Origin of the sequence: Pseudomonas sp. PSKL.D1 (assembly GCF_028898945.1) — a bacterium.
Lineage (GTDB): Bacteria > Pseudomonadota > Gammaproteobacteria > Pseudomonadales > Pseudomonadaceae > Aquipseudomonas.
This window is the reverse complement of record NZ_CP118607.1, coordinates 3,182,453-3,208,798: the sequence shown is the minus strand read 5'-3', so window position 1 is coordinate 3,208,798 and position 26,346 is coordinate 3,182,453. Positions and strand designations below refer to the sequence as shown.

General features: G+C 60.7%; 18 protein-coding genes and 4 pseudogenes. 9 read left to right on the top strand and 13 right to left on the bottom strand.

The features are described 5' to 3' along the window. Positions 1-175: 175 nt before the first annotated feature. From PVV54_RS14255 to PVV54_RS14220, 9 genes and pseudogenes are all read right to left on the bottom strand, one after another. Positions 176-1,921 (bottom strand): annotated as a pseudogene (locus tag PVV54_RS14255) (amidohydrolase). A gap of 64 nt (positions 1,922-1,985) precedes the next feature. After that, complete coding sequence (locus PVV54_RS26615) at positions 1,986-2,837, bottom strand: methyl-accepting chemotaxis protein (RefSeq protein ID WP_446731465.1); 852 nt, start codon at positions 2,835-2,837, stop codon at positions 1,986-1,988. 9 nt (positions 2,838-2,846) lie between these two features. Continuing rightward, positions 2,847-3,539: pseudogene (locus PVV54_RS26610) on the bottom strand (cache domain-containing protein); the annotation flags it as partial. A 179-nt stretch (positions 3,540-3,718) separates the two neighbouring features. Beyond that, the gene (locus PVV54_RS14245; RefSeq protein ID WP_274905866.1) at positions 3,719-4,309 is read right to left on the bottom strand and encodes a DUF3237 domain-containing protein; all 591 of its coding nucleotides are present in this window, start codon (positions 4,307-4,309) and stop codon (positions 3,719-3,721) included. 66 nt (positions 4,310-4,375) lie between these two features. Further along, on the bottom strand, positions 4,376-6,247 hold the full coding sequence (locus PVV54_RS14240) for a CocE/NonD family hydrolase (protein ID WP_274905865.1): 1,872 nt from the start codon (positions 6,245-6,247) through the stop codon (positions 4,376-4,378). Between the two features lie 80 nt (positions 6,248-6,327). Then, positions 6,328-7,170 carry a TorF family putative porin gene (locus tag PVV54_RS14235; protein WP_274905864.1) on the bottom strand — a complete coding sequence of 281 codons (843 nt, stop codon included), beginning with the start codon at positions 7,168-7,170 and terminating at the stop codon, positions 6,328-6,330. 178 nt (positions 7,171-7,348) lie between these two features. After that, complete coding sequence (locus PVV54_RS14230) at positions 7,349-7,810, bottom strand: DUF3237 domain-containing protein (RefSeq protein ID WP_274905863.1); 462 nt, start codon at positions 7,808-7,810, stop codon at positions 7,349-7,351. After that, a complete protein-coding gene (locus PVV54_RS14225; RefSeq protein ID WP_274905862.1) occupies positions 7,803-8,906 on the bottom strand; it encodes a polyamine ABC transporter substrate-binding protein in 1,104 nt (367 codons plus the stop codon). The genes PVV54_RS14230 and PVV54_RS14225 overlap by 8 nt, the downstream gene beginning before the upstream one ends. A 25-nt stretch (positions 8,907-8,931) precedes the next feature. Next, positions 8,932-10,164: a serine hydrolase domain-containing protein gene (locus PVV54_RS14220; protein WP_274905861.1), complete on the bottom strand. Its 1,233-nt coding sequence runs from the start codon at positions 10,162-10,164 to the stop codon at positions 8,932-8,934. A gap of 127 nt (positions 10,165-10,291) precedes the next feature. Here PVV54_RS14220 and PVV54_RS14215 point away from each other — a divergent pair, with 127 nt between their 5' ends. Next, complete coding sequence (locus tag PVV54_RS14215; RefSeq protein WP_274905860.1) at positions 10,292-10,894, top strand: TetR/AcrR family transcriptional regulator; 603 nt, start codon at positions 10,292-10,294, stop codon at positions 10,892-10,894. A 10-nt stretch (positions 10,895-10,904) separates the two neighbouring features. On the opposite strand, the gene PVV54_RS14210 is transcribed toward PVV54_RS14215, so the two are convergent. Beyond that, positions 10,905-11,372 (bottom strand): MarR family winged helix-turn-helix transcriptional regulator, encoded by a 468-nt coding sequence (locus PVV54_RS14210; RefSeq protein WP_274905859.1) that lies wholly within the window; start codon positions 11,370-11,372, stop codon positions 10,905-10,907. Positions 11,373-11,588: 216 nt separating this feature from the next. Between PVV54_RS14210 and PVV54_RS14205 the strand changes: the two genes are divergently transcribed. From PVV54_RS14205 to mhpT, 5 genes and pseudogenes are all read left to right on the top strand, one after another. Next, positions 11,589-12,419: a p-hydroxycinnamoyl CoA hydratase/lyase gene (locus PVV54_RS14205; protein WP_274905858.1), complete on the top strand. Its 831-nt coding sequence runs from the start codon at positions 11,589-11,591 to the stop codon at positions 12,417-12,419. Positions 12,420-12,455: 36 nt separating this feature from the next. Further along, a complete protein-coding gene (locus PVV54_RS14200; RefSeq protein WP_274905857.1) occupies positions 12,456-13,904 on the top strand; it encodes an aldehyde dehydrogenase in 1,449 nt (482 codons plus the stop codon). Between the two features lie 121 nt (positions 13,905-14,025). Further along, positions 14,026-15,903, top strand: a complete 1,878-nt coding sequence (locus PVV54_RS14195) for a feruloyl-CoA synthase (protein WP_274905856.1) — start codon at positions 14,026-14,028, stop codon at positions 15,901-15,903. 32 nt (positions 15,904-15,935) lie between these two features. Next, positions 15,936-16,418: pseudogene (locus tag PVV54_RS14190) on the top strand (thiolase family protein); the annotation flags it as partial. A gap of 107 nt (positions 16,419-16,525) precedes the next feature. Next, positions 16,526-17,719, top strand: a complete 1,194-nt coding sequence (gene mhpT, locus PVV54_RS14185) for a 3-(3-hydroxy-phenyl)propionate transporter MhpT (protein WP_274905855.1) — start codon at positions 16,526-16,528, stop codon at positions 17,717-17,719. 209 nt (positions 17,720-17,928) lie between these two features. Here the strand turns inward: mhpT and PVV54_RS14180 are convergent. From PVV54_RS14180 to PVV54_RS14170, 3 genes and pseudogenes are all read right to left on the bottom strand, one after another. Then, positions 17,929-18,912: pseudogene (locus PVV54_RS14180) on the bottom strand (IS5 family transposase). Positions 18,913-19,557: 645 nt separating this feature from the next. After that, positions 19,558-20,823: a tyrosine-type recombinase/integrase gene (locus PVV54_RS14175; RefSeq protein WP_274905854.1), complete on the bottom strand. Its 1,266-nt coding sequence runs from the start codon at positions 20,821-20,823 to the stop codon at positions 19,558-19,560. Positions 20,824-20,971: 148 nt separating this feature from the next. Continuing rightward, positions 20,972-21,886 carry a LysR family transcriptional regulator gene (locus PVV54_RS14170; RefSeq protein WP_274905853.1) on the bottom strand — a complete coding sequence of 305 codons (915 nt, stop codon included), beginning with the start codon at positions 21,884-21,886 and terminating at the stop codon, positions 20,972-20,974. Positions 21,887-22,092: 206 nt separating this feature from the next. On the opposite strand from PVV54_RS14170, the gene PVV54_RS14165 reads away from it, so the two are divergent. The 3 genes from PVV54_RS14165 (at position 22,093) to PVV54_RS14155 (ending at position 26,317) form a co-directional block, all read left to right on the top strand. Then, positions 22,093-23,115, top strand: a complete 1,023-nt coding sequence (locus PVV54_RS14165; protein ID WP_274905852.1) for a zinc-dependent alcohol dehydrogenase family protein — start codon at positions 22,093-22,095, stop codon at positions 23,113-23,115. A gap of 476 nt (positions 23,116-23,591) precedes the next feature. After that, positions 23,592-24,971 carry a hypothetical protein gene (locus tag PVV54_RS14160; protein WP_274905851.1) on the top strand — a complete coding sequence of 460 codons (1,380 nt, stop codon included), beginning with the start codon at positions 23,592-23,594 and terminating at the stop codon, positions 24,969-24,971. Continuing rightward, the gene (locus tag PVV54_RS14155) at positions 24,971-26,317 is read left to right on the top strand and encodes an aminotransferase-like domain-containing protein (protein WP_274905850.1); all 1,347 of its coding nucleotides are present in this window, start codon (positions 24,971-24,973) and stop codon (positions 26,315-26,317) included. The genes PVV54_RS14160 and PVV54_RS14155 overlap by 1 nt, the downstream gene beginning before the upstream one ends. The last annotated feature ends 29 nt before the right edge of the window (positions 26,318-26,346 follow it).

Genomic DNA, 26,346 nt, shown 5'->3' with positions numbered 1-26,346 from the left:
TCATACACCTCATCATCTCGACGAGCACCGACACATGCAATCATTCCTCTTTATATCCTCGTTATGGCAAGCCCTTCACCGATTCTTCTACTCTGCCTCAGCCGGGCAATCCGTACGCGAAAACCAGTTTTTTGATCTGTTAACCACTGCGGTTTACACGTCGCTCTGCGCAGCCTCACCTTTGCCGTTGATACGCCTTCCGGCCCGCAAAATAGGTTGCCAGCACCTGCGTTTCGCTTAGTGCCTGTTCGTTCACGCTGAACACATCCCGATCGAGAATGGCGAAGTCTGCCGACTTGCCTTTGACCAGTGAGCCGATGCGGTCGTCAAGACGTAGGGTCTTGGCGGCGTTTAGGGTGTAGGCGTAGAACATCACGTCGCGGGTAATGGTTTCGCTGTCGTTGAGTACGCCCTTGTTGCCCTGGCGTGTGGTGGCCCGGGCGATGGCCAGCCAGGGGTTGGCAGGGGATACCAGCCAATCACTGGCGCCGGCGATGGTGGCTCCGGCCTTCAGCAACGAGCGGGCCGGGTACTGATAGTGGTAGGCGAAAGCGCTGACGTACGGCTTGACCATGTCGATGGCGTACTCGTCCGCCGTGGCCCACAGAAGCTGCATTGAGGCAATCAAGTTGAGTTTCTTGAAGCGGGCGATCTCGCACGGATGAACCAGCTGCAAGTGGGTGATCGAGTGGGCAACGCCGCTGTTGTCAGCCTCGCGCACCTGTTCGAAGCCATTTAAGGACTCGCGCACGGCGCGATCACCCACGGCATGGATGTGCATCAACCAGCCACGCTGGTCGACTGCGGTGACCAGTTCGCCGAAGTGTTGCGGGTCGATCAGCAGTTCGCCCTGTTTGTGGCTGTTGTTGTACGGATCGATCAGCGCGGCGCTTTGTGCGGGGAACTCTAGAACTCCATCAGCGAAGATCTTCACCCCGGGCAGCGTCAGGTTGGGCACGCCTGCGAACTGTTGGCGGACTTTCTCCAACACCTCCAGGTCTGCTGGGCGACTCTTGGGGTTAGTTACCAGTAGTGCGGCCACGTGGGCGTAAAGGCGACCTTTTTCCGCCAGTGCTTTGTAGCCAGGGAGTACACCGGTACTGTGTTCGGTCGGTTTGATATTGAACACTGCCTGACCTGGAGAGGCATTGGCTGCCGGATCCATCCAGCCGGTGACGCCGACGCTGGTGTAGTAGCGCACTGCCGCCTGGGCGCCCTTCATCAAGGTTGCTGTATCTATCGGTGGCAATATGGCAGAGACTCGATCCCAACCGGCATCGACCAGAAAGCCGCTGGGCTGACCATTGGCGAGCACGCCGATGGTTCCGCGCTCGGCTTCCGGGAGACTGGCCAGCAGAGGTTGACCGACACCCGCCATCTGCATCATGCGGGCATTGACCCACGCGGTGTGATGGTCGCTGCCCATCAGGGTTAGCGGCGTGTCGGCCCACTCACCGTGATTGAAGCGCTGACCCAATTCCTCCACGCGCGCCCAGTATTTGGAGTTGATGCCCTGCACCTGGAGAATCTCCGGGCCCAGTCGGGCACTGCCGTCGTGGCACCACTGGCGCAGGCGCTATTCCAGTTCAGGCAGATCGACGACTGTATCTTTCATGCTTGCGGAAGACAGCGACAGGCCGCCGTAGATGGCATGCGAGTGGGTGTCGATCAGTCCGGGCATGACCCGTTTGCTGGCGACATCGAGTATCTCTGTGTTGTTATCAGCCAGAGCCATAACCTCATTATTGCTTCCGATGGCCAGGATGGTCTCGCCCTGGATCGCCATAGCCTGAACCTGTGGCTGGGTTTGCTCGGTGGTGAATATGCGGCCATTAACCAGAACCAGGTCAGCCGCTGCGTGTGCTGAGAGTGAGGCCTGCAAAAGGGAGTGGGCGGTAAGTGTGGTGGCGAGTCTTTTCATAGTTTTTATAGGCTCATGGCAAAGCACGCCGACGCGTGTAGCGTCGGTGAAACAGGGTTCGGGGTTAGAACGTGAAGCGCTTGAGCGCGTGCTGGAGGTCGCTGGAGGTCGCTTGCAAGCTGTCGCTCAGTCCGCGTGTGAGCTTGGCGAACTGGGCGGCCTCCTGCGCTTGTACGGAGGCGGTGGCCAGGTTCTGATTGATGTCTTCAACGGCCAGGGATTGCTGGCGTGTAGCCTCGGCAACGCTGTGACCCTGCGTGGTAATCGCGCGCAGCGAGTCGACGATGGCCTGCAGGCATTGCCCGGCCAAGTTGGCCTGGGTCACGGTGCGCTCGGACAGTCTGTGGGTGTCGCCGATCATGTTGACCGCAGAGCTGCTGCTGACGCGCAGTTCGCCGATCATCGTCTGAATTTCAGCGGTGGCATCCTGGGTCTTTTGCGCCAGTAACCGTACCTCGTCGGCGACCACAGCGAACCCGCGGCCCTGCTCGCCAGCCCGGGCGGCCTCGATGGCAGCGTTAAGCGCGAGCAGGTTGGTCTGTTCGGCAATCGAGCGGACGAAGGCCAGTACCGAACTGATGCGTTCGTTTTGCTCGGCCAGCGAATGAATAGTTTCCACGCCCTGGCTGATGAGCGACGAAAGCGAGGCGATTTCATTGAGGGTGAGTTCTACGTTATGCAGACCGTCAAGTGCCTGTAGCTCGGCATTGGCCACTTCCCTGGCCGAAGCTTCGGCATTACCGGCAACGTCCTGGATGCTGTAGGTCACTTCGTTGAGTGCAGTGGCGATCAGGGTGACCTGCCGCGCCTGCAGGTCGCTCTGAGCCCTGGCCGAGGTGGCGTTGTGCTGAATGGTTCGGGCGGCCTCGTCGGTGGCGCTGGCGGATTCCAGTATTTCGCCGATCAGACCGCGCACGGTTTTGGTGAAGCGGTTGAAGTCCTTGGCCAGACCGGAAAGTTCGTCACGGCCGTCAGTTGCTAATTGGCGGGTCAAGTCACCATTGCCTCGGGAAATCTCGGCCATTGCCTGCACGGTATTGCACAGTGGCCGGGTAATGCTGCGTGAGATCAGCGCGGTGACCAGGGTCAGCAGCAGAGTGATGCCCAAACCGATGCCGCCCAGCCTGATAACTTCCCCAAAGAATATCGCCTGGATATCGTCGATGTAGGCGCCAGTGCCGAGAATCCAGCCCCAGGGTTCGAACAGGCTGATATAGGAAATCTTGTCCGCCGGCTGAACCGAGCCTGGCTTTGGCCAGCTGTACTCGACAATACCGTGCCCTGAGGCCTGGGCAACTCTGACCATCTCTCGGTTGATCGATACGCCTTTGGCGTCTTTCAGATCGCCGACGTCGCGGCCTTCGATCTCGGGCTTCATGGGATGGAGCAGCATGCGTTGCTGCAGGTTCTGGATGAAGAAGTATTCGTTGCCGCCGTAACGCAGGCTTCGGATCATCTCGCGAGCCTGGGACTGGGCATCATCCCGGCTCAACAGTCCTTTCTTTTCCAACTGATAGAAGCGCTGGAGGATGCCATTGGTATTTTCTACGGCAGTCTGGATCTGGTAGACCTTGGTGCCATACAGCCCCTCGTGGATCTGGCGCAGGGCCAGGGCCATCAGCAGAGCGTTTGTCAGCAAGGCCACGAGCAGAATCAGCCACAGGCGTCGCTCAATGGCGACCTTTCTCAGGATGGACATGACGAGTCTCTCTGTACTGCTTGGCTCGGTGGGTGGCTAAAACGAGGAGAGGAAGTCGGGCGCAGACCAAGGAGCTAAACGTCTGCGCCCTGGCGTCATCATTCGCCGCCGATTTGGTACACGCTGATCAGCACTTCATGCTCGCTGACGCCATCGATGGTGCCGGTGAAGATGTAGTCGTTGAGCCAAGCATGCTTGCCCGGCTGGGTTTTGAACTTGGGCGTGGTGCGGCAGTAGAAGTCGCTTTCCTTCATGTCGCGCAGCTCCAGTCCCTTAGCTTTCTTGGCCAGGCCGGACTCGTTGAGGCGCCAGATGCCGGCGTTGTCGATGATGATGATCTGCCCGTCATCGGTCTTCAGGCGGTACAGCGCGTTGATCATGGAGACGCCGTCCTCGCGGATTACCGACATGTCGGCACCACCAGGTATCACTGTGCCCTTCATGCCCTTGCCGACAAATGTGCCGCCGATGATCGGGTAGTTGATACGCGTGCCGTCCGGGCCCTTGCCCATCTCTTCGCGCGGGCCGAGCTTGACGTTGATTTGCATGACCAACTCCTCGGTCAGGCGGTTGGGGATCTTCTCTTTCAGCTCGCTGGCCTGGGCCTGCGGCAACCAGGCTGTGGCCAGGGTCAGACAGAGGGCGCCGATCAGGCGCAGTGTGTTGCGGCGGGTGTTTAATGCATTCATCTGTTCGCTCCCGAATCTTGGTTGAAGAGCCACCCGTTGCGACACGGGTGGCGTTGCGTCACAGCATCAGAGCGGGCGGCTGAAGGCCGACAGCGGGTTGTGGCGACAGGGCTGCTTGAGCAGGGTGTCGCATGCTGGCAGCGCTTCCGGTACGGATACGTCGGTCAGCTCACCCAGTACCAGGCGCGACGGGTGCTGCGCGTCGTGGTACACGCTGTTGCGACTCTGCAGCGAGTAGTAGGCGAAACCGTAGCCACCCGTGCGCGAGGGCGCGTCGATCCAGATGCGTAGCTTGGAACCCTTGCGGAACGGGTGGGAGAACGGCGGAATTTCCACGCGGCCTAGGGCTGGCACATTCGGTAGCATCGGCTGGATAGCGTCCGGCTCGTCGACCAGCCAGGGGCGCAGCTCAGTGGACTTGCTCTTATCCAGCATGCGGTTGGACATGCGCAACCAGCCACGCTGGACGAAGACTTCTTTGTCGTCCGGGCGCACTTCGGTGATGGTGACCTGCACGTCCGCATCAGGCGCCAGGAAGGTGGACAGCCAGATGTCTGCGCTGGCGGTGCCGTAGCTGAGGAAGTCACGCTCGAACGGCGCGCTGGTGTAGGCCAGGCTACCCTGTTTCCACAGCGGGTGTTGCCAGCCCCAGGCGTTGTCCTTGAGGTAGGTGTTCACGTCCGGGCCGGGGATCGGATAGAGGTAGGCGTCCGGCTCGCCGCTGCCCTGACCCCCCTCGATCAGCTCACCGTCCTCGCTCAGGGCGAAGCTCACAGGCTTGACCGCAAGTGGGTAGTGGTCGCGCTCGATGGTCCAGCTCGGGTGAGCCGTCTCGTTCGGTTGATGGCGTCCCTCGCGGACGTCTGCCACGGTTTCCTGCCAGATTTCCAGTTGTTTGGCGCTCTCGAAACCGTTGTGCTCACCCTTCACGAAATGGTCGAGGAAGGGGTACAGCTTCTCCTTCCGGAAGCGCTCCGACTCGTAGAGATTGTGGCCACCGCTGGTTTGCACCATCCACAGCAGTTTCGGGTCGAGGCGTTCCTGGTAGAAGCCTTCGCGGGCCAGTACCGCTTCGTCCTGCCAGCTCTGCATGGACAGCACCGGCACCTGTACCTCGTTGGCGCGATTGCGCGGCTCGCGCTGTTTGGTCCAATCATCGCGCAGCGGGTGGCGGATCAGGTTGTACATCAGCGAGGAACTGACCACCTTGGCCTTATTCTCTTCTACCTGAGCCAGGCAGCGTTCGTCCTTCTCTGTCTGGGCGCTGGCCTTGACAGCGTCCCAGCGCATGTCGACGAACCAGTGCCAGGTGGTGGTGAACTCTTGGTTGGGGACGCCGCCTGGGGCCCAGCTGTCGCCACGCGGGTCGCCGAGGATCATGCCGGGGGCGATGGCTTTGAGCCCCTTGGGGCGTTCGCTGGCGGTCATTAACTGCGACATCCCGGCCCAGGACCAGCCGAACATGCCTACACTGCCGTTGGACCAGCTCTGCTGGGCGGCGAACTCCACGGCGCTGCGACCGTCGGTGCCGTACTGCGGGCCGAGGAAGTCGAAGGTGCCCTGGGAGCAACCGGTGCCTCGGGCCTGCACGCCCATCACGGCGTAGCCGCGTTCAACCAGATCCTTGTCCATGGCCACCGAGAAGGTTTCGTTGTCGGCCAGGTAGGCCGAGCCACCGATGCTGCCGGAGTCATAGCCGCTGTAGCGGATCAGCACCGGAAACTTGCCTTCGCCCTTGGGAAGCAGTACCGAGTAGCGCAACTCGGTGCCGTCGGCTGCGGTGATATAGCCGGTGATGCGCTTGCCCCAGAAGGCCTGGAAGCTGCGATCGGAAGGAGGTGGGCCGTCCATCGGCGGTTGGGTGTTACAGCCGGCCATCAGCAGCGCTACGCAGAGGGCGCTCAGGCCGAGTGCTTGCTTGATAGGGGTGATCTGCATAACTGAGCCTCAGTCTTGAATGGATTGTCTTTAAATGCATCGGGCGACAGCGCTGGTTTGGCGCTTCGCTCGGTGGCTAGTCAGAAATTCTTCATCGCTGAGAACACCACGGTGGCCTGGCAGTCGCCGCCCTCGCCGAAGTTGTTCTGGCACTCAGCCTTCGACAGATCGGTGTCGATATAGGCGGCCTTCCACTCGATGTCCCACATGCGCTTGGTCAGCGATACCCCCCAGTCGCTGTAGCCGCTGCGGGTTTTGCCGCTGGCCGAGGTCCAGGCATTCTCGTCCGGGGTCCAGGTGTGGCCATAACGCACGTTAAGTTTGGTCGCATAGGGCAGGTAGAAGTCGTATTCGGCCCAACCGATGGTGCGGTGTGGGTCGCGCTCCGGAATGAGCCCTGGCAGCTGTACTGACGCTGGAATGTGTCCAGCGGCCTGTGCCGCGTGGGCTGCGGCGATTTGCTCGTTGGCCTCCTCAATCGGCTTGGGTGTCTGCAGGTCCCAGGCGTACTTCACGCCGATAGTGGCCTGGCGGTAGCTGAGGGTGCCGATGAGTTCGTCGAAGTTGATCCAGCTGTCGCCGGGGTATTCGTAGCGAATGTAGGTCAGCGAGAAACGAGCGTCCTCGGTGATCGGGCGGGCGATGCCGACGTAGTAGCCCATCTCGCGGTTGGCCTCGGTATCCATGTCGACGGATACAGCATAGGCACCCAAGTAAAGGCCGCTCAGCTTGTGCACCAGGGTCGCGTTGCCCTGGTAGACGGGCGCGCCGCCCATGTTCAGCGAGAGGCCACCTACGCGCCAGTCACTGGCGATGCCGAGGTTGATGTCCAGCATGGTTTCCGGGGTCAGGTCGACGGCCTGAGCGGAGATGGAAAGGGCGAGTAGGCTGCTGGCCAACCCCCAGGTTGCAATCTTGTTCATGTACTTCTGCTCCATTGTTCTGATTTATCTGGCAGAGATGAAGTGGATCTGCATTTCTTGTTATCTGCCTGCTCACTTTTTCGGGCATGAGGATGCATGTGGCTCGTGCTGAGTCGAACCGAAAGTGGCTAAGGCTTGGTGTTGTCAGTGCTGGTGAGGTGGTTGCCTAGATGCTGGGTTAGTCGACCCGGTAGCATTCGATCCATACCCCGTGTTCGGTGGGGTAGGTGATGACGCCGAGGAACAGGTGCTGCGTCAGCCAGCGGTAGCGTGGGCTGTCGGTAGTGAACTGCGGTGTGCAGCGGCAGCGGTACTCGCTGTCCGGTATTGGCCAGGTATCGCGCGCCAGTTCATGCCCCTTGTCCGACAGAATTAGCAAGCCGCGGTTGTGCACTTTGATCAGGGCGCCGTCATCGCAGCGCAGGCCGTATTGGGCATTCAGCACACCATTGCCATCGGCGCGCTCCAAGTAGTAGTCGGCGCCTTCCAAAGGTATCTCCCCGGTGAGGCCAGGTCCGGCAAAGCGCCCGCCGAGAATCGGGTAATCGATGCGCAAGCCGTGCTCGCTGAGGCCTCGGTCGATGCCAGGGCCGATCCACACGTTCAGGCACATGGCCAGGTGCAGCTTGGGTTCAGACATCGGAGCGCACCCGGTTCCACAGACGGGTCATCAGGCGCAGAACTTTGCGGTGTGGCGGCTCGACCTGGAACAGCTGGTGGCGATCTTCTTCCGGAACGAACAGGTTCTTCTCATTGAGCAACTCCGGGGCGACCAGCGCCGTGCTGGCCGTGTTGGGGTTGGGGTAGCCGATCTGGTTGGTCACCCGGGCAATCACTTCTGGACGCAGCAGGTAGTCGATGAAGGCGTGGGCCTGCTTGAGGTTCTGTGCATCCTTGGGGATGACCATGTCATCCGACCACATCAGCGTGCCCTGACGCGGTAGTGCCATACGAATGTCGTTACCGTTGTTTGCGGCCAGCGCCATGTTGCGAGCCGCCAGCATGCCGCCGGACCAGCCCAGAGCCACGCAGATGTCGCCGTTGGCCAAATCCTGCGGGTACTTTGCCGAGTTGAAGTAGCGTACGTACGGGCGAATGGCTTTGAGCGCGGCCTCTGCCTTGGCGAAGTCGTCCGGGTCGGTACTGTTGGGGTTGAGGCCCAGGTAGCGCAGGGTGATCGGTACAATCTCGGTCGGGCTATCGAGGATTGCCACGCCACACTGGCTGAGCTTGGCGATGTTCTCGGGCTTGAATATCAGGTCGTAGTCGCGCATGTCGACACCCTTACCCAGCACGGCTTCGACCTTGGCCTGGTTGTAGCCGAGCAGGGTACTGCCCCAGAGATAGGGTACCGAGTAACGGTTGCCGGGGTCGATGTTCTCGCGCTGGTGCATGAACTGTGCGTCGAGTTGCTGCCAATGCGGTAGCTGCTGGCGCTGCAGCGGCTGGAGTGCACCAGCCCCGATCAGGTTAGGCACCTGGCTGCTACTGGGAAAGGCCACGTCGTAGCCGGCAGTGCCGGTCAGCAAACGTGCTTCGAGCGTTTGCGGACTGTCGAAAACATCGTAGATGACCTTGATGCCCGACTCTTTCTGGAAGTCCTGCAAGACGTCCTTGGGCAGGTACTCGATCCAGTTGTAGATGCGCAGCTCGCCTCCGGCTGGCGCTGCGTTCGCCCAGAGGCAGGTAGCGCTCAGCAGCAGTGCTGCCGTGCATGTGCTGAATGGTTTTTTCATGGAACGTCTCCTTGCTGATCGACGACTAGAGAGTACGGGCCAGCGCGCGTATCAGGCGCACCGTGTCGATATCCAGAATGCTTTCGGCTACCGGCATGGACGATTGCTTGACGATCACTACCCCATGCTTGAAGTCCACGTACAGGTACTGGCCGTGGATGCCGACCGCGAGCAGGGCTTCATTTGGATAGACGTACCACTGACTCTTGTAGCTAGCGCCTGGGCTCCATTGGGCGAAGCTTTCATTGGCGGCGTAGATTGCCGGGTCTCCGCCGGCCAGAACGGCACCGATGGCATCGGCCGAGATAAGCTGATCGCCCCTGCAGTTGCCCTTGCTCAGCAGCAATTCGCCATAGCGGGCCATGTCTCGCAGGGTCGCGTTGAAGCCGCAGCCAGTGACATTGCGCCCCCAGGGGTCGGCGACGAAGAAGCCATCGCGCTCGCAGCCCAGCTCTGACCAGATATCGCCAAGCATCGCGGCGCAGCTACGCCCGCTGGCGCGCTCCATGACCCAGCCTAGGGCTTCGGTGGTGGCGGTGACATAGTGGAAGAAACCGCCATGCTCACCAAGTTTGCGCGTGGCTGGCAGGTATTCGTAGAGCGACTGGCAGGCTTTGATGCCGGGCGGCGGCGGGGTGAGGCCACAGGCGTAGCCGAACTGCGAACTACCGGAATTCGGATCGTCGTAGACCTCGTCATAGTCGATGCCCACGGCCATGTCCATCAGCTGACGCACGCTGGCATCGCCAAAGGCGCTGCCGGCAAATTCGGGAACGTAGTGGGAGGCAAGGGCCTGGTCGTCCAGCTGACCGCTCTGTACCAGCTCCTGCGCTTTCATGCCGATCAGCGACTTGGTCACGGAGAACATGATGTGGCGCTTATGTTCCTGATGACCGTTGGCGTAGAGCTCGTGGACGATCTGTCCGTCCTTCAGCACCAGCCAGCCATCGGTATGCGTAGCGCTGAGATGCTCCGACAGATGCACTTCGTGCCCGGCCGCGCTTTGGAAGGAAAAACCATCGATGTCGTAAGGGGCGACGGGCAGTGAGCGAACCTGGCCGGCACCGCGCTCGACGCTGATGTTCGGGCGGATGCGCCCCAGGTTGTGGAAAGCCCAGCGGTTGTGGGGCGGCGTCATGAAGTTGTGCCAGGTCACGCGCTGCTCCGCGGGCGGCGGGAAGCCTTGCATCAACGGCTGCATCGGGGTGGCGCTGGCGTGATACGCGCCGCGAAGCGCTAGGGCGAAATCGGTACTCATGGAAACTCTCTCCGCTGTTAGTGCCTTTTTTTTATAATCATAAAAATTTATAGTCAAATAAAATATTTGATCGAAATTGAAAATTTACTAGAATCAAGGCCTTAGAAGAGCCTTTAGGAGGGACGGTATGAGCGGATTGCGGCAGCGGCAGAAGGAGCAGCGTCGGGAGGCAATCGTTGGGGCAGCATTGGCGTTGTTCGAGGGGCAGGGCTTTTCCTCGACCACGGTCGAACAGATCGCGGTGCAGGCGGGGGTGTCCACGCCCACGGTGTTTAACTACTTCGGTAGCAAGCAGGACATCCTGCTGGCGCTGCTGGAAAAGGCAGATCAGCGCGCGGTGTCGGACGCGCGGTTGCAGATGCCGGCTTTCGACAATGCGGTCGATGCCATGTGTCACCTGGAATCGCAGATCATCCGCCAGGAGCTGGAGGCGCTGCCAGTGGCCATCTGGCGTGAGCTATTGCCGCTGGGGCTGCTCACCCAGCGCCCCGAAGCAGCGGCTCAGCTAAATTCACGCCTGGTCCAGCAGGTCGGCGACCTGTTGCGCGAGTTGCAGGCGCGCGGCCTGCTCAGAAAGGATTTGGATGTCGACTTCGTGGCCGACTTCCTCAACGACTACAGCTCGGTGCTGTTCATGCGCCTGGTCCAGGACCAGGTGCCGGATCTGTTCGCGCATGAGAGGCGCATCCGCCAACTGACCCAAACCCTGTTCGACGGGCTGGCACCCTGAGGTCTATGACTCAGTCACGATAGAGCTTGTGCAGCAGGGTCAGCAGCTGTTCGCGCTCTGAATCGCTCAGTGCTGCGGTGCTTTCCAGGTCACTCTGCGCGGCCAGGTCCTTGAGTTGCGCCAGCAATTGTTCGCCGGCCTTGCTCAGGAATAGGCCATATGAGCGCTTGTCCGGATTGCTGCGCACGCGCATGGCCAGGCCGCGACTCTCCAGCTTATTGATCATCAGCACTGTTTGCGGCGGCTCGATCGCCAAGGCCTTGGCCAGATCTGCCTGCATTAGTCCTGGTGACTGTTCGATGATGCTCAGCGCGGTGAACTGGGCAGGACGGATGTCGTGTTCTTCCAGGCGATTGGTCAGGTGCTGGGTGATCTTCATTTGCGCGCGGCGCATCACGTAGCCGACCAGGTTGTTGAGTAAGCTGTCCAGCGGCTCCTGCATGGGTTGGGCGACTGATTCCTTGGGCTTGCGGGGCATGGATGGCCTCGTTGGCTGAATTAGTTACTAATTTTAATCATTGTGTCGGTGAATGCCCAGCTTTGCATTTGCTAAAGCTGCCATTTATCCGTTTTTTTATGGGGTTTCTGTTGTAAACGGATCATGGCGAGTGTTTTTTTTGAAGAATAGTTAATTGACATAACTAATTTGTCGGCATAGCTTTGCCTCACCCAAACAAAACAAGAGGTGAGTCACATGAGCAGCTATGAAGGCCGTTGGCAGACCGTGAAGGTTGAACTGGACGCGGGCATCGCCTGGGTAACCCTCAACCGCCCGGAGAAGCGCAATGCCATGAGCCCGACGCTCAACCGCGAGATGGTCGAGGTGCTGGAGACCCTGGAGCAGGACGCCGAAGCGCGTGTACTGGTGCTGACCGGGGCTGGTGAATCCTGGACCGCAGGCATGGACCTTAAGGAGTACTTCCGCGAGATCGATGCAGGCCCGGAAATCCTCCAGGAGAAGATCCGCCGCGAGGCCTCGCAATGGCAGTGGAAACTGCTGCGTATGTACACCAAGCCGACCATCGCCATGGTCAATGGCTGGTGCTTCGGCGGTGGCTTCAGCCCGCTGGTGGCCTGCGATTTGGCCATCTGTGCCGACGAGGCGACCTTCGGCCTGTCGGAAATCAACTGGGGCATTCCGCCGGGCAACCTTGTCAGCAAGGCGATGGCCGACACCTGCGGCCACCGCGAGGCGCTGTACTACATCATGACTGGCAAGACCTTCGACGGGCAAAAGGCTGCGGCCATGGGCCTGGTCAACCAGAGCGTGCCGCTGGCGCAACTGCGCGAGGTGACCAGTGAGCTGGCAGAGAATCTGCTGGACAAGAATCCGGTGGTACTGCGCGCGGCCAAGATCGGCTTCAAGCGTTGCCGCGAGCTGACCTGGGAGCAGAACGAGGACTACCTGTACGCCAAGCTCGATCAGTCCCGTCTGCTCGATCCGGAAGGCGGCCGTGAGCAGGGTATGAAGCAGTTCCTCGACGACAAGAGCATCAAGCCGGGCCTCGAAGCCTACAAGCGCTGAGTCTGCCCCAACGTCTGCCGAACGAGAGGTTGCTCCATGAACGATGTGTCCCTGCTGATCGCCGGCCAGGCGCGCCCAGCCGCCAATGGTCGTACTTTCGAACGCCGTAGCCCGCTGACCGGGGAAGTGGTGGCGCGGGTCGCCGCCGCTACCTTGGAAGATGCCGATGCGGCCGTGGCCGCCGCGCAGGCGGCATTCACAGCCTGGGCCGCTCTGCCGCCAGGCGAGCGCCGCTTGCGCCTGCTCAAGGCGGCGGAGCTGATGGAGGCCCGTTCGCCCGAGTTCATGGCGGCAGCCAGTGAAACCGGCGCGGCAGCCAACTGGTATGGCTTCAACGTACAGTTGGCCGCCGGGATGCTGCGCGAGGCGGCGGCGATGACCACGCAGATTCTCGGCGAGGTCATCCCCTCCAATGTGCCCGGCAGTTTCGCTATGGGGCTGCGCCAGCCATGCGGCGTGGTGCTCGGCATCGCGCCGTGGAACGCCCCGGTGATTCTCGGCGTGCGCGCCTTGGCCATGCCGCTGGCCTGCGGCAACACGGTGGTGCTCAAGGCTTCCGAGCTGAGTCCCACCACCCACCGATTGATCGGCCAGGTGCTGTACGAGGCCGGGCTGGGCGATGGCGTGGTCAACATCATCAGCAACGCACCGGAAGATGCACCGGCCATTGTGGAGCGGCTGATCGCCAATCCGCTGGTGCGTCGGGTCAATTTCACCGGTTCCACCCATGTCGGGCGAATCGTCGGAGAGCTGTCGGCGCGGCACCTGAAGCCGGCACTGCTGGAGCTGGGCGGCAAGGCGCCGTTGCTCGTTCTGGACGATGCCGATCTGGATGCGGCGGTCGATGCTGCGGTGTTCGGTGCCTACTTCAACCAGGGGCAGATCTGCATGTCCACCGAGCGCTTGATCGTCGACGCCAGAGTGGCCGATGCCTTCGTGATCAAGCTGGCATTCCGGGTTTCCAAGCTGCGTGCAGGCGACCCGCAGGACGGCAAGTCCGTGCTCGGTTCACTGATCGACGCGGCAGCCGGCCAGCGTATCCAGGCGCTGGTCGATGATGCGCTTGCCAAGGGCGCCTGCCTGGTCGCCGGTGGTGGCGTGCAGGGCAGCATCATGCAGCCGGTGTTGTTGGATGAGGTGACGGCGGACATGCGTCTGTATCACGAGGAGTCTTTCGGCCCGGTCGCGGTGGTGCTGCGCGGTGCGGGCGACGAGGAACTGCTGCGTTTGGCCAATGACTCCGAGTTCGGTCTGTCGGCAGCGATCTTCAGCCGCGATGTGTCGCGTGCGTTGACGCTGGCGCAGCGGCTTGAATCGGGTATCTGCCATATCAATGGGCCGACCGTGCACGACGAGGCGCAGATGCCTTTCGGCGGGGTGAAGTCCAGCGGCTACGGCAGCTTCGGTAGCCGCGCGTCGATCGATTACTTCACCCAGTTGCGCTGGGTGACGGTGCAGAACGGGTCGCGTCACTACCCGATCTGAGCTTGCTGTTGTTAAGGGGCGCGCCGGTCGGTGCCGCTCCGCGTAAGAGAATAAAAACAATCCTTGCGTCCGGCGTGGCTCCAGAGGCCCGCCGCAGGCGCTGTATCAGAGGAAAGGCGAAGTGAATGTTGAAGCAACAGCGCAGCGCTCTGAGGCGCCACGCTATCGCCAGGTCGCCATCGGCCAACCTTCGGTGACCATCACCCCCGGCACTGGTGGCGAGTTCTACCTGCTTGCCGACGAGCCCTTGCAACCCTATCCCGGACACCTGCTCGACCGCCTGCTGCATTGGGCCGAATTGAAACCGGATACGACCCTGGTGGCCCAGCGCGATAGTGAAGGCCAATGGCAGCGCATCAGCTATCGGCAGATGCTGGTCAATGTGCGTGCCCTGGCGCAGTCGTTGCTCCGCTATGGCCTGTCCGCCGAACGGCCGCTGGTGATCCTCTCCGGCAATGATCTGGAACACCTGCAGCTGGCCTTCGCCGCCATGTATGCGGGCATTCCCTATTGCCCGGTATCGCCGGCCTACGCCCTGCTTTCGCAGGATCTGGCCAAGCTGCGGCATATCTTCGAGCTGCTACAGCCAGGGCTGATCTTTGCCGCCGATGCCACGCCATTCCAGCGTGCCATCGAGGCGCTGAGCCCTGTGGAGACCCCGCTCGTATTCACCCGTGGCGAACTACCCGGTCGGGTCTGCGAGCGCTTCGCCAGCCTATTGCAGCAGAGTGACTGCACCCTGGCTGACCTGGCGTTCGCCGGTACGGATGCCGACAGCATCGCCAAGTTTCTTTTCACCTCCGGTTCAACCAAGTTGCCCAAGGCCGTACCGACCACCCAACGTATGCTCTGCGCCAATCAGCAAATGCTGCTACAGACCTTTCCCGAGTTCGCCGTCGAGCCGCCGGTGCTGGTCGACTGGCTGCCGTGGAACCACACGTTCGGAGGCAGCCACAACGTAGGCATCGTGCTGTACAACGGCGGCAGTCTGTATATCGATGGTGGCAAGCCAACGCCGCAGGGCATGGCGGAAACTTTGCGCAACCTCAAAGAGATTGCACCTACGGCCTACCTCACCGTGCCTAAAGGTTGGGAAGAGCTGGTCGGGGCGCTGGAGTGCGACTCCGAGCTGCGCGACAGCTTCTTCTCGCGTATCAAGCTACTGTTCTTCGCGGCCGCCGGGTTGTCGCAGAGCGTCTGGGATCGTCTTGATCGTGCGGCCGAGCAACACTGCGGCGAGCGTATTCGCATGATGGCCGGCCTGGGAATGACTGAGGCCTCGCCGTCCTGCACCTTCACCACCGGCCCCCTGTCCATGGCCGGTTATATCGGCCTGCCGGCGCCTGGTTGTGAGGTGAAACTTGTCCCGGTCGAGGGCAAGCTGGAGGGGCGCTTCCGCGGCCCGCACATCATGTCGGGCTACTGGCGTTCGTGGCAGCAGACTCTCGATGCCTTCGACGAGGAAGGCTTCTATCGCTCTGGCGATGCACTGAAGTTTGCCGATCCCGAGCAACCGCAGCTGGGATTGATGTTCGACGGGCGTATTGCCGAGGACTTCAAGCTGTCCACCGGCGTATTCGTCAGCGTCGGCCCGCTGCGTACTCGGGTTGTGCTACAAGGCGCACCTTATGTGCAGGATGTGGTGGTAACCGGCCCGGATCGCCAGCGCCTCGGTCTGCTGTTGTTCCCGTACCTGCCGGCCTGCCGCGAATTGGCCGGGCTGGCGGATGACGCCGATGTCGGCGAGGTGCTGTCGGCAGTTCCCGTACGGCACTGGCTATCTAGTCTGCTGGCCGAGCTGAACCGCGACGCTACCGGGTTGGCCTCGCGCATCGCCTGGCTCTGCCCGATGACCGAGGCACCGAGCCTGGATGCTGGCGAGGTCACCGACAAGGGGTCGCTTAACCAGCGCGTAGTATTGAGCCGCCGCGTTGCCCTGGTCGATGCCCTGTATACAGACCCCGGCGCTAACGGCGCAGTGGTCGAGGAGGATGCATGAGCGGGTAGTTCGAGTTCTTCGAGCAGGTCGCGTTGCTAGCAGCGTGCACGCCTTGGATCGACTACGGCGGGGCGCTGGCCCAGGTCTCGCCTATTGATCTAGGTATTCACGCTGCGCGAAGTGTGCTTGCACGTGCCGGCATCGGCGCGGAGCAGGTCGACAGCTTGCTGGCCGGCAGCCTGGCCCAGGCCAGTTCCGATGCCTACATGTTGCCGCAGCATATCGGCTTTTACGCTGACGTGCCTCTGCAGGTGCCGGCGCTGGCCGTACAGCGAATCTGTGGTATCGGCCTGGAGCTGTTACGCCAGGCAGGCAACCAGGTGGAGAAGTGCACATTCCGGCTGGCGCTTTGTGTTGCGGTCGAATCGATGTCGCGTAACCCAATTGCCAGCTATGAGCACCGCGGCGGTTTTCTTCTCGGTACGCCGGTGGGCTTCAAAGATTTCCTCTGGGAGGCGCTACTCGATCCGGCCATTGGGCAGACCATGATCGACATGGCGCATAACCTGGCGCGGCGTTAGGGCCTGCAGCGTGAAGAGGTACTGCTGGAAAACCCTGCCGGCACCTGAGCGTAATTACGCCCTGATGCCACCCCTCCTACAACAATAAAACCGAGGTTCCTATGTCTACTCCATCCACCGTGCGCACCATTGCGCTCTGTTTTGTCGTGGCCTTGCTCGAAGGCCTGGATCTACAGGCCACAGGTATTGCAGCTCCCCACCTGATTCGTGAGTTCAATCTGTCGCCAGCGGCCCTCGGCTGGGCCTTCACCGCCGGCCTGGTGGGTTTGCTGCCCGGCGCCCTGGCTGGTGGCTGGCTGGCCGACCGGCTGGGACGCAGGCGTGTGCTGATTGCTGCCGTGAGCCTGTTCGGCCTGTTCTCACTCCTGACCGCCAACAGCGCCAGCTACACGCAGTTGCTGATTGCGCGCCTGGTCACCGGTCTGGGTATGGGCGCGGCACTGCCGATCCTGATTGCCTTGTCCTCGGAAGTCGCCAGTCGCGATTCGCGCAATATGGCGGTCAGCCTGACCTACTGCGGCGTACCGCTGGGCGGTGCCTGCGCGGCACTGATTGGCATGTTCGCGCCGGTCGGTGAATGGCGGCTGGTGTTCTATGTCGGCGGCATTGCGCCGCTGCTGATCGCCGGGCTGCTGATGCTGTGGCTGCCTGAGTCCCGGCCTCTGGTTAGCCGACCGCTGACCTTGTCGCAAAGTACCAATGTAGTGCTTGGTCGCCAGCAAAGCCGCAGCACTTTGCTGCTCTGGTGCAGTTGCTTCTGCACACTGATGATCCTCTACATGCTGCTCAACTGGCTGCCCACACTGCTGGCCGGGCGCGAGCTCAGCCGACTCGATAGCTCCTTTGTCCAGGTACTGTTCAACCTCGGCGGCGTTGCTGGCGTGTTGGTGGCCGGCCGCTTGATGGATCGCCAGCGTTCACTGCTGGCGGTGGCGATGGTCTACCCCGGCATGTTGCTCGCGCTTGCAGCGCTGGGTTATCTCAAACAACTGCATCTGCTCTATGTGGCCGGGGCGCTAGCCGGCGCCTGTGCCGTAGGCGGGCAGTTGATTCTCTATGCGTTGGCACCACGCTTGTACCCGGACGATGTGCGCGCTACTGGAGTCGGCGTGGCAGTTGCGGTTGGCCGCCTGGGATCGATGAGCGGGCCGCTACTGGCAGGGCAGATATTGGCCGCCGGTGCCGGTGTGGGTGGTTTGCTGCTCGCGACATCGACGCTGCTGGTGCTGGCGGCGGCGAGTGTGGCAATGGTGCTGCGCCAGGATTCGAGGGTTAACGAGGGCGAACCATGCTGATCTCTCGCTAGCCAGCGGAGCGAGCTTTTTGCTTCTTCGCGACAGGCAAGGTGCACCCATAGGGAGTTTGGTAGCGTCGAGCATGTTCGCTAGGGAAACTCCGAACAAGTTGCTCCTCAGCCGGAAATGGACGGCTTGGGGATGCCGAAAAGCCCGATTTTCAGCCGCTGATTATTGAATAACTAAGGCAAAGCCTTGGTTATCTGCACTCACGGGCGCACCTCTCCCGCAGCAGGCAATAATTGCCGGCGCACCATCCACAGATTCGACAGGGCAAACAGCGTAGTCAGTTGCGCTGTGTTCTTGGCCAAGCCGCGAAAACGAGTTTTTACATAGCCGAACTGGCGTTTGATCACCCGGAACGGGTGCTCCACTTTCGCACGCACTTGCGCCTTGGCCTTTTCGATCTTGCGCTTGGCTTTGTAGAGCACGCTGCGTTTGCTCAAGTGCTTGTAGGTGCTACGACGAGCCGCAATCTGCTAAATCACTGGCCGCCCTTCATGCTCTGGCCTTTTCTCAACGCCGGTGTAGCCCGCGTCGGCGCAGACAACGTTCTCTGCGCCATGCAGCAGTTGTGCAACTTCCGTTACGTCGGCCACGTTTGCGGCGGTGCCATGAACGTGATGCACCAGACCCGATTCAGCATCCGCGCCGATGTGGGCCTTCATGCCAAAGAAGTACTGGTTGCCCCTCTTCGTTTGATGCATTTCAGGGGCGCGCTTGCCTTCCTTGTTCTTGGTCGAACTGGGCGCGTGGATGATGGTGGCGTCGACAGTGGTGCCCTGGTGCAACGACAGGCCCTTGTCTCGCAGGTAATTGTTGATGGTTTCCAGAATGCCCGCCGCCAACTGATGCTTCTCCAGCAGGTGCCGGAAATTCATGATCGTCGTGTCTTCGGGGATCGGAGCGCTGAGCGTCAGACGAGCAAACTGGCGCATCGAAGTAATCTCGTATAGCGCCTCTTCCATGGCTGGATCGCTCAACGAGAACCAGTTCTACAGCAGGTGAATGCGCAGCATGGTTTCCAGTGGATACGGCTTGCGGCCACCAACAGCCTTTGGGTAGTGAGGCTCGATCAACGCTACCAACCCGCTCCACGGAACCACCTGCTCCATCTCGGCCAGGAAACGCTTACGCCGGGTTTGCTTGCGCTTACCGGCGTACTCGAAATCGGAAAAGCTCATCTGACTCATGGGATGGCGGGCTTGTAGAGGGCAGTTGGACGGAGGGCTATTTCAGCACAGGTCAGATGGCCTGTGTTGACTTGACCGGAGAATCCTTAGCGTGTCTATATATCTATAGAGATAGATTGACATAAGTTGTTGTTTTATATGGCTTTAGTGATCTGTCCTCGACTTTGTGCGGCTTCATGTCGAGTGGATGGGATGTTCGATGATCCACACTGCCAGTCCGAGGAGCCCATCGCTTAGGTTGAGCACCCGGTCATAGGACGCCAAAGAAGATTTACTCGAGCCACGTTCAGCTGTACTCCAGGTCGTATCTCGTTCGCCTCATCGCATCTCGGCGCAGATTCCGAGCAGATTGCTGATTTGACTGCGAAAGACGCAGTGCTTTGATCGCGAGTGGCAACGGTAGGCAGGAAGCGGCGTTGGTCACATGGCGAGGTGTTTTTGTGAGCACGCTCGCGTGAGGCACGAGGGCAGTGACGCCTTATGGTTGTCATCGAGGAAAATTGAGTCCAGAATCAAGGCTATTCCCATTTTGGGAACGGCTGAAACCCTTTGCTTTCAACGGCTCGCAGGCCCGATGCGAGTCTCGTTTCCCGCTTCGCATTCATCGTTCTCACAGTGATTCAACCCCCGCATGCGCACCTGAACTTACTCAGCCAGTGCAGCACTCTTGCGTAACCGATCTAAGTAATCCGTCCATTGCTGTGCTGCCTCCCGACGCTGCGGCAGCAATTGCGCGCGGGCATACACGGCACCCAGTGCACCTGGCATGCGGTGCGATAACGACAACTCCAGTACAATCGGATCGATACCTAAATGCTCGTGAGCGATAGTGCGGTAGGTGGCGCGGAAGCCGTGCGCAGTGATGCGGTATTCCGGCCAGATCCGCTGGTAGCCCTTGGCCAGGGATGTGGCGTCAACTGGATAGCCTGGGTAGACCGGCGATACAAAGACCCAGCCATTGCCCGCTTCATCCACCACCCGCCGTTCATGTAGTTCACGCAACAGCACAAGGGCTTGCTCCGGCAGTGGCACGATGTGTTTGCTCTTATCCAGATGGCGGGTTTTCCCTACTACATAGCGCCAGTCGGCGCTGACCAGATCGATGTCTTCCCAACGCATTTTCACCAGCTCGCCGGGGCGAACCGGCAGCATGACCAGCAAGCGCATCGCAGTGCTCACGCTGCTCGGGCTGAGCTCATCCAGACGAAGCAGGAGGTGACCCAAATCGGCTGGTCGTTCGATCGCTGGATTACTGGTCACCACATGGCGAACCTTGAGCTCCTCGGTGTTGCTCAGGGCAACGTTACGCTCCACCCAGCCACGGCCCTCAGCGAAACCGAGCACGGCACGGATGATGGTACGCACGCGCTTGGCCATGGCCAGTGTGCGTGCTCGGCGCAGGTTAGCGATGATTTCGATGATGTGGTCCAGTTTGATCTCGCTGACGGGAATGTTGCCGATCGTGGGCAGGATGTGATTGTTCAAAGCGCCGCGAAAGCCCGCGAGGGATTTGTTCACGAGGTCGTGCGACTTGAAGGCCAGCCACTGTTCGGCGACGTAACTGAATGTGCGTTCCTCATTCAGTAGCTGATCGGCGATTTTCTTGCGTTTGGCCTTCAGCGGGGCGATGTGATGAGCTACGTTCTGGCGCGCGGCTCGGGCCAGGTCGCGGGCATCTTTCAAGCCAATGTCGGGATAACGGCCGATCGCGTACACGTTTTCCTTGCCGTTCAGGCGATACCTCATCCGCCAGTATTTCGCGGCAGGCTTGTTCGACTTCTGCGAGGCCTGAACATGCAGGTAAAGACCGGGAACCTCGCCGTCGGCGTACTTGCCGGGTTCAGCAATGGCACGCAAGAAGGCATCGCTGAGTTTACGCCGCAATGCAGGCGTGGGGAGGGAAGTCGTCATGTGCGGGTACTTTTTTTCGAAATGGAAAAAGTACCCAAAAATATACCCGCAAGCGTATTGGAAATGGGAAAACGACGGACGGACTTGGACGTAGAGTCAGGCAAAAATACTGATTTTATTGGTATTTATGGATCTTGATGGAAGTAAGTCACAAGCTATCGGGATCCCCGAAGAACATCTGAATCCGCGACCGCAACCACTTCTCCGCCGGGTCATTATCCTGCGCCCCACGCCACGCCATGTGCAGCTCAAACGTGCGCACCTCCAGCGGCAGGTCTTCAGCCCGCAAGCCACCCGCTGCCGTCAGGGCATCCGCGGTGTAATCCGGCACGGTGGCCACGATATCGGTCCCAGCCAACAAACTCCCCAGCCCGTTGAACTGCGGCACCGCCAGCACCACATGGCGCTTGCGGCCGATTTCTTCCAGGGACTCGTCGATAAAACCGGACAGGTCACCGGCAAACGACACTAGCGCATGGGGCCTGGCGCAGAAGTCGTCGAGGGTGATGCTGCCAGGCACGCTGTCGGCTCGCAGCAGCTTAGGTTTACTGCGGCGCAGCACCTTGCGTTTGGCGTTGGCGGGCAGCTCGCTGGTGTAGCTCACGCCCACGGAAATCTCACCCGAGGCCAACAGCGTGGGCATCAACAGGTAGTTGACCCGGCGCACCACCAGCACAATCCCGGGCGCTTCGGCGCGAATGCGTTTTAGCAACAGCGGCAGCAGGGCGAATTCGGCATCGTCCGACAGGCCGATGCGGAACACGGCGTTGCTGGTGGCCGGGTCGAATTCGGCAGCGCGGCTCACGGCGGTGGAGATTGAGTCCAGTGCCGGCGACAGCAGCGCGAAAATCTCATGGGCCCGTGCCGACGGCTCCATGCTGCGGCCGGTGCGCACGAACAGCGGGTCATCGAACAGGCCGCGCAAGCGTGAGAGGGCCGCGCTGATCGCAGGCTGGCCGAGGAACAGTTTCTCGGCAGCCCGGGTCACGCTGCGTTCGTGCATCAGCGTTTCAAACACGATCAGCAGGTTGAGGTCTACACGACGCAGGTCGTTTCGATTCATCGGTGCGCTTCGCCTAAAGTGGGGCAGGGGTGAATCTTAAGGCTAAAGGCTGTTACCCTGCATCGTTTTCCGGGGGCCAATGCACAGGAATGTGGGGTGCCCAATCGATGACAGGCATGTCGACTATTAATAGCCACTGATGGTCTAACGGCAAAAGCCCGGATAAAGTCCGTGGTAATACGAGATTCACACAGGCGAGGTATGCGATGTCCCGCATGATCCGTTTCCACAAGTTCGGCCCTGCCGATGTGCTCCGTTGCGAGGAGCAGGCCGAACCGACACCTGCCGTAGGCGAGGTGCAGATCCGCGTCGAGGCGATCGGTGTTAGCTGGTATGACGTGCTTTGGCGGCAGAACCTGGCGCCTTCACAGGCACGTCTGCCCGCGGGGATCGGCCACGAGATGGCAGGTGTGGTGACTGCGGTCGGCGAGGGCGTGGACGACATTGCCGTGGGCGACCGTGTCGCGAGCTTCCCGGCCACCAGTGCCAATGAGCACCCCGTGTATGGCGATGTGATCGTGCTGCCACGCACGGCCATTACCGTTTACCCCGACATTCTCACGCCGATTGAGGCCAGCGTGCATTACACGCCGTTGCTCATCGCTTACTTTGCCTACGTTGACCTGGCGCGAGCCAAGGCTGGGCAAACAGCGTTGGTGACCGATGCCAGCCATTGTGCGGGGCCTGCATTCGTGCAGTTGGGCAAGGCGTTGGGGTTGAAAGTGTTTGCTGCCACCAAAGACCCGGAGCAACGCGACTATCTGCTTGGGCTTGGTGCTGACAAGGTGATTGTCACCGAAGAGCAGGACTTGGTCATGCAGGTTGGCAAGTACACCGATGGCCGGGGTGTGGACATGGTCCTCGATGGCATGGGGGGGCCGCAGATGTCGCTGCTCGGGGATGTGCTGGCGCCGCGTGGCAACCTGGTGCTTTACGGCCTGCAAGGTGGCAACCAGACGCCATTTCCTGCCTGCGCCGCCTTCCAGAAGAACATTCAGTTTCATGTGCACTGCATCGGCAACTTCACGGGCAAACCGGAGCTTGGCATCAGCCAGGATCAGGTCGCCTTGCATCGGGCCCTTCGGGACATCAACCAGTTTACGGCCGATCAGCTGGTGACCCCGTTGATCATCAAGGAGTATCCGTTCAGCGAAGTGGTCGAGGCCCATCGCTATATGGACGAGTGCCCCTGCGGCGGGCGAGTGGTGCTGGACATGGGCAAGGGCTGAAGCAGGCCGAATGCAAGATGCAAACCCGGGTGTGAACCCGGGTTTTGCGTTTATAGGGGTGTCGTACATAAACTAATGAAAATAAGGCCTCCCTGCCTGTTGATGTAAGCAAATGTTTAATCACATCCTGAAAAGTCTTTTTGATTGAAGCATTTCACCGTGCCGTTCAGTGTGCTCGTGCACTTTGCTGAATGGTTTTTTTACTCTTATCTGTATCTTTTAATCGCTCGGCTACTCTCGATAATGGCGCGGTGAAGGTTGGCGCAAGGAGCGCGGAATGCAAAGTGGTAAGGCCGGTGATGTGCTGTTTGAGGGGGTGGTAAGTCTGCGCGCTGGATCTTTCGTCTCAATGGCTTGGCGACAGGCCTTGGTCACTTCATTGTTTCCCAATAATGTGTGGGAAATTTCTTCAAAATAAATTCACTGCTTATCACCTTTCAGGGGGATATGCAGCGAATGAAGTGATGAGGTGGCAAGTGAGTAATATCCACGACCAGGCGATGCACTACATTCACCAACAAGTACTGGAGCGTTTGTTGGGCCATATGACACTTGCCCAGCGTGCTTCTTTGCAGTTGCTTATTCAGCGCTTTCTGGTCATGGCGGGTGGCCCGAACGGCATTGGCAGTTTCCGATTGCTGGTGGTGCACAGTGGGGATCGCCGCAGTGCCCGGATGTTGGCCATTCTGCGTGCTGCGCAGCTCAGCATCGCCTTGCGTGCACCCGCAACCTTTCACTTGCGGGTGCTGGTTACCAGCCTGCCAGCCATCAGCGGGGCGCTGCTGGAACACCATGAGCGTTGTTTCAACGCCTTGTTCATGCACGATGATCCACGTGTACAAATGGACATGATCGAGGGTGGCAGAACGCGGCGCTTCTGCAGCCGGCCGAGCGGAGCCGGCAGGCAGTGGCCATTGGCTCGCGAGGCGTTGTTGCTGTTTGGTCACCTGGTCGATTCAAGGCCAGAAGCCCTGCTGGGCAGCCGCATGCATCTGGAGCTGGCGGATGCCTTGCATGGCGCGCTCGAGGAACAAAGCGTGGGGGGGCTTGTGACCGCGTTGCCAGCGCGGCAGCGGCGGCACTTTCTGGCCTGGGCGCGCAGGAGCATGCGCCTGGCCGGTGAACCCAATACCGCCAACGTCCACCAGTGCATGGCCACTCTGTTCGGGCGTTTGGGCCGGCTTCACGCCACGGCGGTATTGCCCGTCGAGCAGGCAGACCTCACAGTTGCCACGCCTTGCGAGCATGCCCCGGTGCAGCTTATCGCCATTGACGACCTGTTTCCCCACATGCTCAGCGAAGGTGGGCTGGACCACATGCTGGGATGTCGTTTCGAGCCCGCACAGGAAACACTGCCCTTGGCCGTGTTTCTCGACCCACTGGCGGCAGCACAACTGCATGAAATGCGGGTTCAATGTATCGCCCCCGCCGCACGTAAGGAAACCCTGCGGCTGGCGTGCCAGAAGGGCACTAAAAATCGCCCTGTGGCTCAGCCCCTGCGCTTCGCCAAAGCGTACGGGATCGAGCAGACGCAATTGGTCTGCATGCTCTACAGCCCATTTGCTGATCAAGGGCGGGGGCTTGAACGCTTTTTGCAATGCCGGCATGCCGACATGCTGGTCGCGTTGCCTTACCTCCATCGCGCCTTGCAGGGCAAAGCATGCCCGGATGCGGTCAGGGACTGGCTGGTGAACACCAGCGGCCTGGGAATCTCGCATTTGCGCGCCATTTATGACGGGCGGGTGCAGCGTGGTGCTCGGCGCTTGCTGGCAAACCTGGCGCGCCGCGACGTTCACCTGGAACTGCTCAGGCGCCAGCCCGGGCCACGTGTACCGAGCTGTGAGGCTGCATCCTGATGGGGCGCCAGTTCGCCTATCAGGCGGTCTACCATTATCTGGAAGGGCTGATCGAGGGCGCCCAGTACGGGGGCGAAGTGCGTTTGCCATCGTTGCGCGCACTGGCCAAATCGCTTCGCGTGTCATTGGCCACGGTGCAAACGGCTTATGGCCTGCTTGAGCACGAAGGGAGGGTGCGGTCAGTGCCCAAATCCGGCTATTTCGCCCAGATACAGGGCAGGCCTGTGGGAGGTGATCAAACGGCCCTGAGCCACGCACCAACCGCACAGTCTGCCCTGCAGCAAAGCCTGTTGGCCCACGAGCGGCGCCTGGCGCGGCATCGTTCGCGCACCGCTTCAAGGCAGGAATGCGCAAGCGGGGCACGACTGCGTACGGTGCTGGCAGAACGTTACACCCAATCTTCCCGTTACTGTTGGCGGCCTGAAGATGTGCATGTGGCCCCTGATGTACAGGCGCTGCTTGAATTGCTGGTGACAGCGCTGGGGTTGCAAGGGGGGGCGGCACTTGTGGCTTCCCCATGTTGTTGGCGCGTGTTGCGGGCGCTGCAGAGCCATGGCATGCGTGTATTTGAAATACCCTTTGATCACGACGGCAGCCCTGACATTGCCAGCCTGGCTCGCTTGCTTGCACGCGAGCCTGTGCGCATTGTGGTGATGCCTTCGTGCCTGAGCATGCCGGCCGGGCGGCTGATGCCCAGGCATGCGCAGCAGCAGGTTGCCCAACTGCTCGGCAGATACGCAGTCTGGCTGGTGGAAAATGACCTGGACAGCGAGCACTGCCATGTGGCACCGCCTGGGACCAGGTTACGCGACTGGGTCGACCCTCAATGGTTGTTGGTGATGGGCTCGCTGGAGGTGGCCTTGGGTGCCGAGGCGCCATACGCCTACGTGCTGGGCACGCAGGAAACGCTGGTCGACGCGTTCACGCAGCGTGCATTCCAGATTGCACCGTTGCGCCAGCAGGCCTTGGCACAGATGCTCGCCAAAGGTGAAATCGACGAACACCTGGTGCGCGCACGGTGGGAGCGGCGCGGGAGAATGGCCCAGCTCTGCACCATGCTGGCGCGCCACCTTGGTAAACAAGTGGTGTTGGTGATGCCCGAAGGCGGGAATAGCGTGTGGGTGCGGCTGTTGCAACCGGTGGATTGTGATCGCCTGGCAACCTTGATGGCGGGGTCGGCACTGCAGGCGGTGGCGGGTACCCGCTTCAGCCTACAAAGGCACTACCGGCAGTACCTGGCGTTGACGTGGGTGAGTGATGATCCCCACAGCCTGCGTGAAGCCATCGAGAGGTTGGCGCAGGCGCTGGGCGGGCGCCGCGGTCGGCAGCTTGCGGTCGAAGGGTAGCAATTATTGGCGTTTGCGGGGCAGGGTTG

What these genes read in the sequence shown, in the direction of transcription:
- PVV54_RS14220 (WP_274905861.1), bottom strand. Translation starts at nt 10,164, where the DNA reads ATGAGTACCGATTTCGCCCTAGCGCTTCGCGGCGCGTATCACGCCAGC.
- PVV54_RS14165 (WP_274905852.1), top strand. Translation starts at nt 22,093, where the DNA reads ATGTCCCGCATGATCCGTTTCCACAAGTTCGGCCCTGCCGATGTGCTC.
- PVV54_RS14235 (WP_274905864.1), bottom strand. Translation starts at nt 7,170, where the DNA reads ATGAACAAGATTGCAACCTGGGGGTTGGCCAGCAGCCTACTCGCCCTT.
- PVV54_RS14155 (WP_274905850.1), top strand. Translation starts at nt 24,971, where the DNA reads ATGGGGCGCCAGTTCGCCTATCAGGCGGTCTACCATTATCTGGAAGGG.
- PVV54_RS14230 (WP_274905863.1), bottom strand. Translation starts at nt 7,810, where the DNA reads ATGTCTGAACCCAAGCTGCACCTGGCCATGTGCCTGAACGTGTGGATC.
- PVV54_RS14210 (WP_274905859.1), bottom strand. Translation starts at nt 11,372, where the DNA reads ATGCCCCGCAAGCCCAAGGAATCAGTCGCCCAACCCATGCAGGAGCCG.
- PVV54_RS14215 (WP_274905860.1), top strand. Translation starts at nt 10,292, where the DNA reads ATGAGCGGATTGCGGCAGCGGCAGAAGGAGCAGCGTCGGGAGGCAATC.
- PVV54_RS14175 (WP_274905854.1), bottom strand. Translation starts at nt 20,823, where the DNA reads ATGACGACTTCCCTCCCCACGCCTGCATTGCGGCGTAAACTCAGCGAT.
- PVV54_RS14170 (WP_274905853.1), bottom strand. Translation starts at nt 21,886, where the DNA reads ATGAATCGAAACGACCTGCGTCGTGTAGACCTCAACCTGCTGATCGTG.
- PVV54_RS14200 (WP_274905857.1), top strand. Translation starts at nt 12,456, where the DNA reads ATGAACGATGTGTCCCTGCTGATCGCCGGCCAGGCGCGCCCAGCCGCC.
- PVV54_RS14240 (WP_274905865.1), bottom strand. Translation starts at nt 6,247, where the DNA reads ATGCAGATCACCCCTATCAAGCAAGCACTCGGCCTGAGCGCCCTCTGC.
- PVV54_RS14245 (WP_274905866.1), bottom strand. Translation starts at nt 4,309, where the DNA reads ATGAATGCATTAAACACCCGCCGCAACACACTGCGCCTGATCGGCGCC.
- PVV54_RS14205 (WP_274905858.1), top strand. Translation starts at nt 11,589, where the DNA reads ATGAGCAGCTATGAAGGCCGTTGGCAGACCGTGAAGGTTGAACTGGAC.
- PVV54_RS14225 (WP_274905862.1), bottom strand. Translation starts at nt 8,906, where the DNA reads ATGAAAAAACCATTCAGCACATGCACGGCAGCACTGCTGCTGAGCGCT.
- mhpT (WP_274905855.1), top strand. Translation starts at nt 16,526, where the DNA reads ATGTCTACTCCATCCACCGTGCGCACCATTGCGCTCTGTTTTGTCGTG.